Origin of the sequence: Leminorella grimontii ATCC 33999 = DSM 5078, from assembly GCF_000439085.1 — a bacterium.
GTDB classification, from domain to species: domain Bacteria; phylum Pseudomonadota; class Gammaproteobacteria; order Enterobacterales; family Enterobacteriaceae; genus Leminorella; species Leminorella grimontii.
In genome coordinates, this window is sequence record NZ_AUUA01000018.1 from 1 (window position 1) to 15,826 (window position 15,826).

The following is a 15,826-nucleotide window of genomic DNA, read 5'->3' on the forward strand; positions in this document are numbered from 1 at the left end:
AACGTGTCCAACCCGACCTCGGCGTTCGCCTTTACCATCGACACCGTGGCGCCGACGGCGCCGACCATCGACAAGGCGTTTGACGACGTCGGCGCCATTCAGGGCGACCTGGCGAACGGCGGCCTGACGGACGACTCCACGCCGACCCTGAGCGGTCGGGCGGAAGCGAACAGCGTTGTGAAAGTGTATGACGGCGACGCGCTGCTGGGCTCGGTCACCGCCGACGCCAGCGGCAAGTGGAGCTTCACGCCAACCACCCCGCTGACCGAAGGGCTGCACGAGTTCCACGTCACGGCGACCGACGCGGCGGGCAACGTCAGCCTGCCGTCCGCCGACTTCACGCTGACCACCGACTACACCGCGCCGAATGCGGACAACCTGGCTATTACCGGTGTGGACGACCAGGTCGGTGAAATCAAAGGCAACGTCGCCAGCGGCGGCTCAACCGACGACAGCCGTCCGACCATCAGCGGCACCGGCACCGCCGGTGACACCATCGTGGTGTACGTTACCGACGGTAGCGGCAAGCATGAGATTGGCCGCACCACGGTGGCGGAAGACGGCACCTGGAACCTGCGTCCGGCTACGGCGTTGAGCGGCGGCAGCAATGCTCTGACGGCGGTGGAGATCGACCCGGTCGGCAATGCGACCGACCCCTGTACGCCGTACACGATTACGGTTAGCCTGACTGGACCTGCGACGCCGACCATTGTCAGCGTAATGGACGATGTAGGTACGATTACGGGAGCCCTTAGCAAGGGTGACGTCACTGACGACAGCATGCCTACCGTAAGTGGAAAAGCGGATGCGGGTAACGTTGTGCGCATCTATGATGGCGCGACCCTGCTGGGCTCCACCACGGCGGACGCTTCCGGCAACTGGACCTTTACGCCGACTGCCGCGCTGACTGACGGAGCTCATAACCTGACGGTGACGGCGGTTAATGCGATAGGTCAGGTCAGCGAGTCAAGCAACGCCTTTAACTTTACGGTAGACACTGCGGCTCCCGCTGACGTCAACGGCCTGAAGGTCATCGACGACGTGGGTGCGGTGCAGGGCGAACTGACCAGCGGCGACGTGACCGACGACGCCACGCCGACCTTTAGCGGCAAGGCGGAAGCTAATTGTACGGTGACTATCTACAACGGCAGCACGGTGATTGGCTCCGCGACGGTGGATGCTTCCGGCAACTGGACGTTTACGCCAAGCGCGGCGCTGGCGGACGGCAGCTACACTTTTACCACCACCGTCACTGACAAGGCGGGCAATCAGAGCGCGTCGGCTAACGCCTTTAACCTGACGATTGATACGTCCGCGGTGGAGGTCTCCATCACGGCGCTGATCGACGACGTCGGGGACGTCACCGGCAACATCGCGCCGAACGGCGTCACCGACGATACCCGTCCAGACATCACCGGCAGCGGCAAGGCGGGCAGCACCATCAAGATCTACGACGGGGCGACCCTGTTGGGCTCAACCACGGTGGCAAGCGACGGCAGTTGGAGCTTTACGCCAGCATCCGATCTGGGGCAGGGGGCGCACAGCATCACTGCGACCGCGACCGATCTGGCAGGCAACGTGTCCAACCCGACCTCGGCGTTCGCCTTTACTATCGATACCGTGGCGCCGACGGCGCCGGTTATCAACAGCGCGCTGGACGACGTGGGTGCTATTCAGGGCTCTCTGTCTAACGGTAGCGTTACGGACGATCCGACGCCAACCCTGCGCGGCGCGGCGGAAGAGAATAGCATCGTCAAGATCTACGACGGCAGCACGCTGTTGGGGTCGGCCAAGGCTGACGCGAATGGTGATTGGAACTTTACACCGACCACACCATTGACGGAAGGCGAACACCGCTTCAGCGCGACTTCGACTGATGCAGCGGGTAACGTTAGCGGCAAGTCCGGCGAGTTCGTATTGACCACCGACTACACCGCGCCGAACGCGGACAACCTGGCTATTACCGGCGTGGACGACCAGGTCGGTGAAGTCACCGGCAATATCGCCAATGGCGGTTCGACCGACGACAGCCGTCCGACCATCAGCGGTACCGGCACCGCCGGCGACACCATCGTGGTGTACGTTACCGACGGTAGCGGCAAGCATGAGATTGGCCGCGCTACGGTAGCGGCAGACGGCACCTGGAGCCTGCGTCCGGCGACGGCGCTGAGCGGCGGCAGCAATGCCCTGACGGCGGTGGAGATCGACCCGGTCGGTAACGCTACGGCGCCGAGTGCGGTTTATACCATTACCGTCAGCCTAGCGGGGCCGGTAGCTCCGGTTATTGCTAGCGTCACGGACGATGTGGGTACGGTTACCGGCGCCCTTAACAAGGGCGACGTCACCGACGACAGTAAGCCGACCATTGTTGGTACGGCAGAAGCGAATAGCGTTGTGCGTATTTATGATGGCAGTACGCTGCTGGGCTCTACCACGGTAGACGCCTTCGGCAACTGGACGTTTACGCCAGCCGCCGCGCTGGCGGACGGAACGCACAATCTGACGGCGAAAGCGGTTAACAGTATCGGTCAGGTGAGTGATGATAGCAACGCCTTCGATTTCACTGTCGACACCGCTGCGCCAGCAGACATTACCGATCTAAAAGTGATCGATGATGTGGGTACGAAGAAAGGCGAGCTGGCTAACCACGATACCACTGATGACAATAAGCCGACCTTTAGCGGTAAGGCCGAGGCAAACGCCACGGTGACTATCTACGACGGCAGCGACGTTATCGGCAGCGTGAAGGCGGATGCCAACGGCAGCTGGTCGTTTACACCGTCGACGGCGTTGGCTGACGGCAGCTATACCTTTACCTTTACGGCTAAGGATGCAGCGGGCAATGAAAGCACGCCAGCCAACGCTTTCAATCTGGTTATTGATACGTCAGCGGCTACGGTCTCTCTTACCAAGTTGATGGATGACGTAGGCAGCATTAAAGGCGCAATCGACTTTGGCGGCGTGACGGACGATGCGCGTCCGGAAATTATCGGTACGGCGAAGAGTGGCAGCGTCGTCAAGGTTTATGACGGTGGCGTACTGCTAGGTTCCACTACGGCAGACAGCAGCGGAAACTGGAGCTTTACGCCGGTGTCCGATCTGGCTCAGGGTTCGCACAGCATTACCGCTGTGGCTACCGATCTAACCGGCAACGATTCACCTGCAACCTCTGCGTTTACTTTTAACGTTGATACCGTTGCGCCAGCGAAGCCAACTATCGACAAGGCGATTGACGACGTCGGTTCGATTCAGGGCGATTTAGCGAACGGCGCCATAACGGACGATCCAACGCCGACCCTGCGCGGTACGGCGGAAGCCAACAGCGTCGTGAAGATCTATGAAGGCAGCGCGCTATTGGGATCGGTGGTAACGGACGCCAGCGGCAACTGGAGCTATACGCCAACTACGCCTCTGACAGAGGGCGAACATCGCTTCAGTGCGACGTCGACCGACGCGGCGGGCAACGTTAGCCCAAGCTCTAGTGAGTTCGTGTTGACGACTGACTACACTGCGCCAAACGCGGATAGCTTGGCTATTACCGGCGTAGACGACCAAGTGGGTGAGAAAACCGGCAACGTTGCTAGCGGCAGCGCAACCGACGATACGCGTCCAACTATCAGCGGTACCGGCACGGCGGGCGATACCATCGTGGTGTATACCACCGATGGTGCAGGCACGCGTGAAATCGGCCGTGCGACGGTAGCGGCAGACGGCACCTGGAGCCTGCGCCCGGCGACGGCACTAAGCAGCGGCAACAATGACCTGACGGCGGTGGAAATCGACCCGGTAGGCAATGCGACCGACCCGTGCTCGCCGTACACCATTATTCTGGATACCTCTATATCAGATGCGAAGATAACCATTACGTCGATTTCTGACGACCGCGGCTACTCCGACGCTGACTTTATCACCAACGATAATACGCTGTTGATCAACGGTACGTTGGATAAGGCGCTGCTGTCGGACGAATGGGTGGAAGTCAGCATGGACGGCGGCACAACCTGGACTCGCGCGGCAACGGTTTCCGGTACCGACTGGGCGGTTGACCTGCGGGGCACGGTACTGGCCGATGGCGATTACACCATCAGAGCTCGCGTGGTGGACAATGCCTATAACATTGGCAGCATGGACACTCATGCGTTGACCATCTCGTCAGAAGGTCGCGACATGAACGGCCTGAGCACGACGTCGCAGATCTCTACCGACACCAGCCACGGTTTGGTGAACGGCGATCTCTATAGCCACAGCGTGACGACGCTCAACGGTGATATGGTCACTCGCGACTATACCGTCACCGTTAGCGGTATGCTGAGCGCGGCGCTGCTTGAGGGAGAACGCCTGCAGATATCGCTGGACGGCGGAGCAACCTGGGCGGCCGTCACGATGAGCGGCAACGGCTGGAGCTATGCGCTGCCGGAAGTTACCGCCAGCACGGTATATAACTTTAAGCTGCAGGTAATTGATGTCGCGGGCAACGTGGGCACCAATACCGGCTTTGCTGAAAGCTATAAGGTGACTATCGATCTGGACGTACCGGACGGCATCACCGTGGCGCCGGTTATCGATTCTATTGTCAGCAGCACGGAAACGTTCGTCTTTGACAGCAGCCGTTACGGTACCGTTGAAGCCGGCACAATCGTTTCACTGGTTAGCGACGTGAACGGCAACGGTACCTATCAGGAAGGGCTGGATCAGGTGCTGGGCTTTGCTACGGCGAATGCTGACGGCTCGTGGAGCATTACCACTAAGCTGCCAGCCGGAGCGCATAACCTGGCATTCGTCGTCTGGGACAGTGCGGGTAACCGTTCAACCATGAGCGCCAGTACCAGTACCGGGGTAACCGACGGTAGCGGCAGTACGCTGATTGAGCAGTCGTGGGGCGGTACGACGGACGCCGATAACCGCGGTCTAAACGCGGCGGCGGTGACCATCAGTCAGGATGGCCTGTGGTCGTTCTTCCAGAGCGCCCGCGGCACTTCAGGCACCACGACGGCTAACTCGGGCCGTGTTTACACGGCAACCGATCGCGAGAACTATGAGTCCACCTATCTGGCGCAACCCTCTACCAGCAACGGGGCGGGCTATAATCTGGATAGCAACACCTATAGCCGCTATGTTAACTCGGCGGTGTTCGCCGACATCAACCGCGACGGTTATACCGACGTGATGTCGCAAATCAGCGCATACGGCAACGGCGGACGTACCGCCTACTGGATGCAGAATGCGGACGGCAGTTACTCGCCGAAGGTGCTGGATCAGGGAACGTTGAACCATCTGGGCGGCGTGATTGCTTACGACCGTGAAGGCGATGGCTATCTGGACTTTGTGCTGGCTGACTCTGCGCCGGACTCCATTTCGTTCATTAAGAACGTTAATGGAACGCTGACCTATGAGAAGGTGTCCGGATTCGATAATGGTCACCCCGGCGGCGCGTTGCCGGCTAACCTGAGCCTCCTGCATGAAATCGGGGCAGTAGATATCGATAACAACGGTACGGTAGATATTACCGCACACATTGACCGTAACTCGGCCTCAGGGGGGCAAAGCGGCAGTTCGCGCGGCTTGGGTATTCTCTATAACCAGCTAACCGGTACGGGGAAAACCAACTTCGGGGAAGTGGGATATTACTCCAACGTGTTCAGGAACGATGGTGAGGACGACTACGGCAACCTGTCTATCTCTATGACCTACGCCGACTTCAACGGCGACGGCTGGCTGGACCTGTTCCTGAGCCGCGGTTCGAAGAGCGGTTCCAACAGCAATGAGAGCCGTATCTATCTGAACGACGGGACGGGCAAGCTGTTGGCAACCGATGCACAGGCGCTGTGGTTTGGCGACAGCATGGACGGCGGTAGCTCGCTAGCCGTGGACTGGAACCACGATGGCAAGATGGACATCATCGAAGTGCCGCGTCAGCTCGGCGATGCGAACAGCCCGACGCTGTACCTGAATCAAGGCAACAACCAGTGGTCCGGTATCGGTCAGAGCCTGACCGGTGCGACTAAGTATACGAACATCACCGGTGCCGTAGCGCTCGATTACGACTGGGACGGTTCGATGGATCTGGTGATGTATCGCTCCGGTAGCGACTCCGGCGTTGTTTCCGGCGACAGTTCTGCGCCGACGCTGTTGGTGAAGAATACCAACATCGCGGCAGACGGAACCAGCCTGCAGATCCGTATTGTTGATGGTAACGGCATCAATACCTTCTACAGCAACACCGTCAAGCTATATAACTCGGCCGGCGAGTGCGTCGCGACGCAGCTGATTAACCCGCAGGCGTCCGGCTCCAGCAACAGTATGGGCCTGGTAAGCTTCTTCGGGTTGGATCCGAATGAAGTTTACTCGGTACAGCTGCTGCGCATCACCAACGGCGTAACCAACCACGTTGGCGCAACCTCCAGTATCGGCGGTTATACCAACGGCACGGTTAACGCCAACTGGGGCGGCCTGAAGACCAGTAAGGCGCATAATGCCTACGTATTGACGGCGGAGAGCGATGACGCTGTCAACAATACGACGGGTGAGAGCGGCATTATCGGCACAGGGTATAACGACACCTTCTTCAGCTCGGCAGGTGACGATACTTATACCGGCGGCGGTGGCTGGAACCTGGTTGTGAGCGGCGATAAGGTCTGGAGCGCTACGGAAGGAATGGATATTGTCGACTACAGTCGCACAACGTCCGCCGTTAACGCCAACCTGACGACAGGCGTAGCAACCGGAGACGGTAACGATAGGCTGATTAGCATCGAAGGTTTGATCGGCTCCGATCGGGGGGATACGTTCACTGACAACGCGGCGAACAACCTGTTCGAAGGCCGCGGCGGTGACGATACCTTCAACCTGACGCACGGCGGTAACGATACGCTGATGTACAAGGTGCAGAAGGGGCAAGAAAGTGACGGAACCGGCGGCAACGGCCACGACACGGTCTATGGCTTTACCGTCGGAAACCGGCTGACCAACAGCAATGCAGACCTGATCGATTTGAGCGATTTGCTGAATTACTCCGGCCCATTCTCTCTTTATACCGACAACGGCGAGATGAAGCTGGATTACTCCTCACTAGGCATACTGAATTATCTGAAAGTAGAGCAGGTGGGCAGCGATACGGTGATCAGCATTGACCGGGACGGCCTGGGCGGTACTTACGGCTTCCAACAGCTGTTAACGCTCAAGGGAGTCAGCACCGACCTGGTGACTCTGCTGGCCAATAATCAGATAGAAGTGGGTGACGATACGCTAGCCACCGCGATGGCCGCTTCGGCTAAGCAATTGCTTCAGTCGGTGACTCAGGTGTTTACTACCGGTGACGACGTGCTTATCGGTACGTCTGGTGAGGATTACCTGATGGGCGGCAACGGTAATGACACGATCGCCAATATCAGTACTAACGACGTGGCCATGGGTGGCGATGGTAACGATGTGATCAAGATTACGTCGACCGACTTCGCCAGCGTTATCGGCGGTGACGGCGTGGATACGCTGGTATTTGACGGTCAGGATCTGGTTATCGATCTGAGCGCCATGAAGGACAAACTGCAGTCGATGGAGAAGTTTGACCTGGGCTCTGGCGACAACACGCTGTCGGTATCGATCGACGACGTGCTGCGTATGGGCGAGGAAAACCTGATCCTGCAGGACGGTAAGCGTCAGCTGGTGGTGAACGGTGAAAACGGCCACCTGAACCTGGTCAATTCAAGAGAAGGTGGTTCAGACAGCTGGTCGTTTGTGGATCTGGACGGTAACGGCCAGGCCGACATTACGACGATTAACGGCGCGTCTTATTACACCTATACCATCGGCGGCTCAACCGAAGTACTGGTTGAGACTCGCGTCGAGACGGTGATTATGTAATCTCAACAGCGCCCTGACCTTTTCCGGTCAGGGCGCGTTTTGGTTTTATGGGTCTGACGGATATATCGTTGAGGTAAAAAAATGGATCTTTCAAGCAGTAACTTGTTTTCGCTATCGCGTCGCCTCGTCATTGGCGCTGCGCTAAGCCTGTCAGCTTTTAGCTCTTGGGCAGAGGATGCGCCAAAGAGTGCGGTTGCCGATACTGAGCACATGGATACCCTGCCGCTGGTACAAATAAAGCACACGGGAACGCAGTATATTCCCGTTCCCCACGTAGAAAAAAACTATAGCCAGGTCGTTATTTACCGGCCTCAGGTTAACGATGCGGCTCACGCCGGCGTTTCCGATATTTATGTAGACGGCGAGCTGCAAAGCATTCTAAAACCCGGGGAGTTCAGTACGTTTTGCGTATCTCCAGGGCGTCACGCTATAGAGTCTTATCTTGACGACAATCCTCTTTATGCAGGCAAAACGTCTTCACAGTCCAAGGCTCAACTGGCGGGCGGAAAAACCTATTTTATTGAAACCAGCGACAAACCGGGTAAGGGAATACCAACTCCGGTTAAGCGCATCGATGCGGAAAACAGGCTTCTGGGCTATACCCACAGCCCGATCGTCAACCGCGCGTCTTCAGTAAAGCGGTGCGTCTTTAGCGGCAATATGATCTCTTTGGGCAACGCATTATTTAAATTTTCCGGCAAATCTGCTGCCGATATGGAAGTTGGCGGGCAGGATGTGATCGGCAAGATGGCGACCTACCTTAAAGGCCAGCCGCACCTGACGCGCGTCAATATTGTTGGGCACGCCGATCCGGTGGGCAACCCGGCCAGCAACCGCAAGCTGTCGCTTCAGCGGGCTGAGGTTATTAAGCAACTGCTGGTAGCGGAGGGCGTATCCGAGGGCGTGCTGTTCCCCAACGGGCAGGGCAGCAGCGATCCGGTGATTGAATGTAAAGGGAAAATGTCGGTAACGGAGCGTAACGCCTGTAACCGGACGAACCGACGAGTAGACGTGCTGATCCACGCTTACAATCCGGCCGACTAGTCATTACACCCGCTTTTATCTATAGCGCTGCGTCACGTTTGTGACGCGGCGCTTTGGAGTATAAAAAGCCCCAACAATAGGAATAGCGATGAGTTTGGATATCGACCCCATTACGGATGAACAGGACGGTTTACTGTGGTCCGTACAGTGGATTGCGGCTTATTACCAGCGTTCGGCCAGCACCGCCGCCTTGTATACGGGGCTACCTCGGGAAAGGAGAGTATCTCCGCAGGTGACGCTGAGGATGCTTGAGCAAATCGGCATCGGTGCCAGTTGGGTTAAACGCGACCTGAGCGAATTTTTCTCTTACCTTTTCCCCGTTGTGCTGGCCCGTAGGGACGGTGGCGCCTGTATCGTTACCGAACGCAAGGGAAAAGGCAGTTCGGCGTCTTATACGGTACTGCTGCCGGAAACCAACGGTGGCGCAGTAACGATGACGCACGGCGAGCTTGCCGAAACCTATTCTGGCGCGGCGCTGTTGTGCAGCCCGAAGCCCAGGTTGGACGATCGCGACGCCGACTGCCTGCCCGAAGCCAATAAAGAGGGGCACTGGCTCTACTCGACGCTGTGGCGCTACCGGCACTACTTTTTCAGCGCGGCGTTAGCGGCGCTGCTGGCCAACGTGCTCACGCTGGCGTCTACCTTCTTCACCATGAACGTCTACGACCGGGTTGTACCGACCCATGCCTATGTGACGCTTTGGTCGCTGGCCGTAGGCGTGATTATCGCCATCATTTTCGAGTTTATTTCCCGGCTGGTGAGGGCCTATCTGTTTGACGTCGCGGGTAAAAAGGCGGATTTGCTGGTTGGCGCGGGGCTGTTTCGCCAGGTGATGTCTATCCGGATGGAAAACAAGCCCCAGTCGTCCGGCGCGTTCGCCAACCAGTTGCGCGAGTTTGAATCGGTGCGGGATTTTGTCACCTCAGCTACGCTTTCCACGCTGTCTGACCTGCCTTTCTGCCTGCTGTTCCTGTTCGTTATCTACCTGGTCGGCGGTCCGCTGGTGCTGGTTCCTCTGGCGGCTATCCCGATTATTCTTGCCGTCAGCCTTTACATCCAGTGGCCTTTGTCCAAGCACATGAAAGAAAACATGCGCGAGATATCGCTCAAGCAGGGGTTGATTATCGAAACGCTGGACGGATTGGAGTCGCTGAAGGCCGTGCGTGGCGAAGGGGTGATGCAAAAGCGTTGGGAGGACTTTAGCGCTCTGGCCGCGTCCTCGTCAATGAAGACCAAGGCGCTGTCGAGCGCGACGGGGACCTTCGTCACCTTTATTCAACAGCTAACGACCGTCGCCATCGTCATATGGGGCGTTTACCTGATTCATGCCGGCGAGCTGACTATGGGAGCAATGATCGGCGCGGTCATACTGTCGGGCCGTTCGCTTGCACCGCTGGCGTCGGTCGTTGGGCTGGCTATTCGGTATCAGCAGGCCAAAACGGCGCTAGCCTCCCTGAACAAGCTGATGGAGATGCCCACCGAGCGCCATCATGACGTGCGCTATCTCTCCTCGCCGAACCTTGGCGGTGATCTGATGTTGAAAAAGGTCGGCTTCAGCTACCCGCAAACCCAGATGATCCAGGCGCCGAAGGTGCTTGAGGGAGTAAGCCTTTCCCTGCGACAGGGGGAGCGGGTGGCCATTTTGGGCAGCATCGGCAGCGGCAAGTCGACGCTTTTGAAAATCATGGCGCGCCTGTACCTGCCGACCAAGGGGCAGGTAATGACCGGCGGCGTCGACGCGACGCAAATCGACCCGGCGGACTGGCGCAGCGCGGTTGGGTACGTGGGGCAGGACAGTCGGCTGTTCTTCGGTACCCTGCGGGAAAACATCCTGCTGGGCAACCCGTCGGCAACGACGGAAGCGCTGCTTGAGGTCGTCAGAATGACCGGGCTGGACAAGGTGGCGGCTCAGCACCCGCTGGGGCTGGAGATGCCGATAGGGGAGATGGGGCAGGGGATTTCCGGCGGCCAGAAGCAGCTTGTGGTGTTGGCCCGCTGTCTGCTGCTGAAGCCTAAAATTCTGCTGTTGGATGAACCGACCAGCGCGATGGACGCCATGACCGAGCTAATGTTTATCAATCAGTTGAAAAAGACGATCGTCGATCAAACGCTGGTGATCGTCACCCACCGTTTTTCCCTGTTGGACAACGTGGAGCGGCTGATTGTATTGGATGAAGGGAAAGTCATTGCCGATGGACCCAAGGATGACGTTATCGCGGCCCTGAAGGCCAGCGGTAAGGCGAAATAGAGTGGGAAGTACGGTGATGGATAAAGAAAAGCGGGCGAATAGCCCAACGGGCGCCATCAAGAACGGCGACTTACGCTTTATGCGCGACCTGCAGGAAGCGCTGATAGAGCAAAAAACGCCGTACAGCATGGTTATGTTGTACATCATTGCCGCAGTGCTGGTTATCGCCATCGCGTGGGCGCACTTTGCGCGCGTAGAGGAAATCACGCTCGGTGAAGGCGTGATTATTCCCGCCAGCCGCGAGCAGGTGATCCAAAGCCTGGAGGGCGGCCTGCTGGAAGAGTTGAACGTGCGTGAAGGCGATATGGTCGAGAAGGGGCAGGTATTGTTAAAAATAGACCCGACTCGTGCCGGCGCGGTTTATCGCGAAGGCGTATCGAAAGTGCTTGGCCTGCGGGGCTCCATCGCCCGGCTGCGGGCGGAGGCCTACGATACGCCGCTGGTCTTCCCTCCGGACGTGCAGGGCGCGACCTCCATCGTGCGGGATGAAACCCAGGCCTACAACGCCCGCCGGCAAACGCTGGGCGAGAGCGTAAAGACGCTGCAAAAAAGCCTGGCGCTGGCGGAGAGCGAAATCAACCTGTCGACGCCGCTGATGCTCAAGGGGCTGATGTCGGAGGTTGAACTGCTGCGCATGAAGCGACAGGCCAACGAGTTTCGGCTGCAAATCGTCGAGCGGCAAAACAAGTTTCGCTCGGACGCCAACGCGGAGCTGACGCGGATGGAAACCGAACTAGCGCAGGCGGTGGAAAGCGTTACCGCTCGGGAAGACGTGATGAACCGCACCACTATTGTGGCTCCGGTGCGCGGTACGGTTAACAACATCAAGGTGACCACCGTCGGCGGCGTCATCCAGCAGGGCGGGGAAATTATGACCATCACGCCGCTGGAGGACCAACTGCTGGTGGAGGCGAAAATTAAGCCGTCGGACGTGGCCTTTTTGAGGCCGGGGCTGCCGGCAACGGTAAAAATCACGGCGTATGACTACGCCATCTACGGCGGCCTTCAGGGAACGCTGGAGCATATCAGTTCCGGCACGCTGAAGGATGAAGAGAAGGCGCGCGCAGGGCGGGGAGACAGTACCTACTATCGCGTCTTCGTGCGGACGGACAAAGCGGCGCTCATGGCAAAAGACCGCGTGTTTCCTATCATTCCCGGCATGATCGCCACCGTTGAAATAAAAACCGGGGAAAAAACCATTCTCGATTACATACTGAAGCCAGTTTTAAAAGCGCGCGAAGCGTTCAGGGAGCGCTAGAAATGGAAAAAAAATCGACACGCTATGGCCTGCTTTTACTGATAAGTTCGCTTTCTGGCGCGCCGCTCGCCGCAGCGGAGCTCGACGAGCTGGCGGTGTTTGAACAGTCTGAGCTAGGAGAGGGCGGCTTCAGCGTCTCAGAGCGTCGGGAGATGGAGCAGGCAGCGAAACGCGATAGCCGGAAGGCGTCGGCGGTTCCTGCCGCTCAACGTCCGCGTAAGGCCATTACCACTACCGGGCGGGATGGAAAACAGTGGACCGTCATTGATACCGCCGAAGGCTCGGAAACAAACAAGAAAAGCGATGTGCTCCCGCGCCAAAGCCTGTACGTCAAAAGCGACGTTCTGGACGATGACGTTATCCGTTTTGACGTCGAGGACGGCGCGTATGTGCAATCCACCGACGCCGCCGTCGGCTGGAGCGCAATTGATTCAGCGTCTTTTAGTCCGGAAGACAGTGCTGCGCTGCCGACTGCGAACGCTAAACCAGCCCGTTCCGCTTCCCCATCGTCCAAAAGCAAAGGCGGCTTGGGCGGGGATTCTCCGTCGCGGGGATTTATTCGGACAACCGTCGTTCAGGCGCTGAACTTCAGCCCTGAAGTCGGGAACGCCATGGCGTCGTCTACGGCGGCCAGATACGATATCGATCAGGTGAAAGGGCAGCGTTGGCCGCAGGTGAAGGTTGGCGTCAGCTCTCCGATGTCCAGCTTTGGTGAAGGAACCCGCAACGACTACGCGTCGGACGTTGGCGATACCAGCGGTTCGGTTTCGGTCACGACGAGGATTTATGACTTCGGTAAAACCAGCAGCACGATATCCAGCGCTGAAGAGTCGTTTAACGCGTCGCAGCACACCATTCGGCTGACGCGTAACCAGATTGCGTTTGAAACCATCAGCGGACTGCTTGAGCTTGATAAGTACCGTAAGGAAATCGACGTCGCGAAAGCCTATGAGGCGCGCATGGCGTCATTGGTCAACATGCTCCAGCAGATTGTGCAAACCGACGTCGGTCGCAGCAGCGAGCTGGTGCAGGCGCGTTCCAAGCTGTTACAGGCGAAGACCAACGTGCAACAAATCGAAACCAAGTGGCGGGATACGCAAATCAGGCTGACGCGTCTTTTAGGGCGCAACGTCAACCTGCCCGTGAACCTGAAATGGGACGACTCTCAGGTTGATGCAGGCTCGGTGCTGTATGCGCTCAACGATCATCCGCAGATCCTGCGGGCCAAGGCGCAGGTGCAGGCCAGCCTGCACAGCGCCGACGCGCTGGAGTCTTCGATGTACCCGAACATCAACTGGGTGGTAGCGAAGAGCAACGCCAAGGACAGCTCGGGGGTGGAGCAGGCCTGGTACACGGGCATTAACGTGGAGTGGGATCTGTTTACCGGCGGCTCGGCCTCGGCGTCGCAGAAGGCGGCATTGCAGCGGGCGCAGGCCAGCAGAAAGGAGTTTGAGGCGACGGTGCTGGAGCTGAAGTACCGCATACGCAGCATGGTGGAGCAGCGCAACTCCTCGTTTGCCCGTGCGAAAGACTATCGAGCGCTCTCCGCCGAGACGGACAGGGTGAGAACCATGTTTTATGAACAGTGGTACTACCTGGGCAAACGCTCGCTGCTCGACGTGCTGACGGCGGAAAACGACCACTTTAACAACCAGGTAGCGGCGATTAATCAGCAGTTTGACGGCTACACGGCCAATATCAACATCCTGGCGGAGTCTGCGCTGCTGCTGGACTGGCTCAGTATTTCAATGCAATAGAACAATACGGTTTATCTCGCATGCCCGCCATCAATACAGCTTAGGCGGCGGGCCTTTTCTCATAGACGCCAAGGTTTTTCCTAAACCTCGCTTTTTTCATAAAATAGTCAAATGATGCCTTTATCGAGCAGCGATATAACGCTATCTTTGATCTTTTATTCAGGACAACGCGCATAGCGCTACAGGGATGTTCGACCATGAACCTTAAATATCTACTGCTTTCTCTTCTTATGATCCTCCTAGTGCTGCCGACGGTGGCGCAGGGCGGGGCGATGCTGTTTATGATACTGATTGAGTCGCTGAATCTGAGAGGACTCTCTGGTTTCGGGCTGATAGCGGCTCCCGTCGGTATCGCTTTCGTGGGATACGTGTGGGGAAAGCATATCCAACTGCCTGACCGCTTTTGGCCGCGCTATGCGCCCATGCTGATCGCCATTTTTTATATTTTGGCTTTCTGGATTCTAGCGATGTTTATCAGCGGGGGCGATTTCACTCACGAGGCCTTTATCTGGATGGGAATTGGCACGATCCCATTCTTTGTTTCTTCTTTTATTGCGGTCTTCAGTGGGGAGTTTTGGATGATGCTGTGGATTCCCGCGGCGACTTACGCACTGTTCACGCTGGCGTTCGCCTTCGGCGCGAAGCGCGCTGGTAAGCCTCTGGTGGATAAAAAGGGGCTCAAGGCGTCGCTAGGGCTGTTTTGCGCTCTACTGCTGGTTGTGGGCTGTCAGGGGTATAACCGCGAGAGCAATTTAATTAAAGAAGACAGTGAGAAAACTGTCGATGAAACCATTTCGCTTTACGACTACAGGCCGTTTAGTGAAGGCAATCTGCTGACGCCGGTGGAAAAACCAACGCTTCATATCGGTAAAGACTGGCCGCGCCTTGACGGTGCGACGGCGGCTTATCCGGTCTATGCGTCCGCCGTACAGGCCATTTATCAAGGGCTGGATGCAAGCTCCGCCAGCAAGTACGTTACCAGTAGCAGGACGCCGGAAGCCTATAAGTCTCTGATTGACGGCCAGGTTGACCTGATTTTCGCCGCCGAACCTTCGGCGGAACAAAAGAAAGCGGCTGCCGACAAGGGGGTTACGCTGACGCAGACTCCTTTTAGCCGCGAGGCGTTCGTTTTCGTCGTCAGTCAGGACAACCCGGTAACCGGCCTTACGGTCGAACAGATCCGCAGCATTTACAGCGGAAAAATCAACAACTGGCGCGAAGTGGGCGGCAGGGACGAAAGCATTATTCCTTTCCAGCGCCCGGTGAACTCCGGCAGCCAGACCGTAATGTTGTCAAAGGTGATGCAGGATCTTGAGATGCGTAAACCGCTAGAGACCGAACGCACCAGCGGCATGGGTGGCCTGGTGCGCCGCGTTGCCAACTATCAGAACGTCACTAACGCGCTGGGTTATTCCTTCCGCTACTACGCAAGCCAGATGGATAAAAACGAGAAGCTGCGCCTGCTCGCCATCGACGGCGTCGAACCCACGGTGGAGAACATCCGCAACGGCAGCTATCCGTTTACCGTGGACGTGTATATGGTGACGACCGGCAAGCCGTCGGCCAATACTCAGGCGCTTATCGACTGGTTCTTAAGCCCGCAGGGGCAGAAGCTGGTGGAGGACGTGGGGTACGTGGCAATGGGGGATGTAAAGTAGG

General features: G+C 57.7%; 6 protein-coding genes. All 6 read left to right on the top strand.

Going from position 1 to position 15,826, the window contains the following annotated elements:
- On the top strand, positions 1 to 7,860 hold a 7,860-nt coding region (locus tag G544_RS20785; RefSeq protein WP_051155796.1), incomplete at its 5' end, for an Ig-like domain-containing protein.
- A gap of 81 nt (positions 7,861 to 7,941) precedes the next feature.
- Positions 7,942 to 8,904, top strand: a complete 963-nt coding sequence (locus G544_RS21420; RefSeq protein WP_081650815.1) for an OmpA family protein — start codon at positions 7,942 to 7,944, stop codon at positions 8,902 to 8,904.
- An 88-nt stretch (positions 8,905 to 8,992) separates the two neighbouring features.
- On the top strand, positions 8,993 to 11,152 hold the full coding sequence (locus tag G544_RS20795) for a type I secretion system permease/ATPase (RefSeq protein ID WP_036024319.1): 2,160 nt from the start codon (positions 8,993 to 8,995) through the stop codon (positions 11,150 to 11,152).
- A gap of 16 nt (positions 11,153 to 11,168) precedes the next feature.
- On the top strand, positions 11,169 to 12,410 hold the full coding sequence (locus G544_RS0115900) for an HlyD family type I secretion periplasmic adaptor subunit (RefSeq protein WP_051155800.1): 1,242 nt from the start codon (positions 11,169 to 11,171) through the stop codon (positions 12,408 to 12,410).
- Between the two features lie 2 nt (positions 12,411 to 12,412).
- Positions 12,413 to 14,167 (top strand): TolC family protein, encoded by a 1,755-nt coding sequence (locus G544_RS20800; RefSeq protein ID WP_051155797.1) that lies wholly within the window; start codon positions 12,413 to 12,415, stop codon positions 14,165 to 14,167.
- A 197-nt stretch (positions 14,168 to 14,364) separates the two neighbouring features.
- Positions 14,365 to 15,825, top strand: coding sequence for a PstS family phosphate ABC transporter substrate-binding protein (locus tag G544_RS0115910; protein ID WP_036024322.1), 1,461 nt, complete (start codon positions 14,365 to 14,367; stop codon positions 15,823 to 15,825).
- Position 15,826: the final 1 nt, after the last annotated feature.

Coding starts and splice junctions, on each gene's coding strand:
- G544_RS20800 (WP_051155797.1), top strand. CDS start 12,413: ATGGAAAAAAAATCGACACGCTATGGCCTGCTTTTACTGATAAGTTCG.
- G544_RS20795 (WP_036024319.1), top strand. CDS start 8,993: ATGAGTTTGGATATCGACCCCATTACGGATGAACAGGACGGTTTACTG.
- G544_RS0115900 (WP_051155800.1), top strand. CDS start 11,169: ATGGATAAAGAAAAGCGGGCGAATAGCCCAACGGGCGCCATCAAGAAC.
- G544_RS21420 (WP_081650815.1), top strand. CDS start 7,942: ATGGATCTTTCAAGCAGTAACTTGTTTTCGCTATCGCGTCGCCTCGTC.
- G544_RS0115910 (WP_036024322.1), top strand. CDS start 14,365: ATGAACCTTAAATATCTACTGCTTTCTCTTCTTATGATCCTCCTAGTG.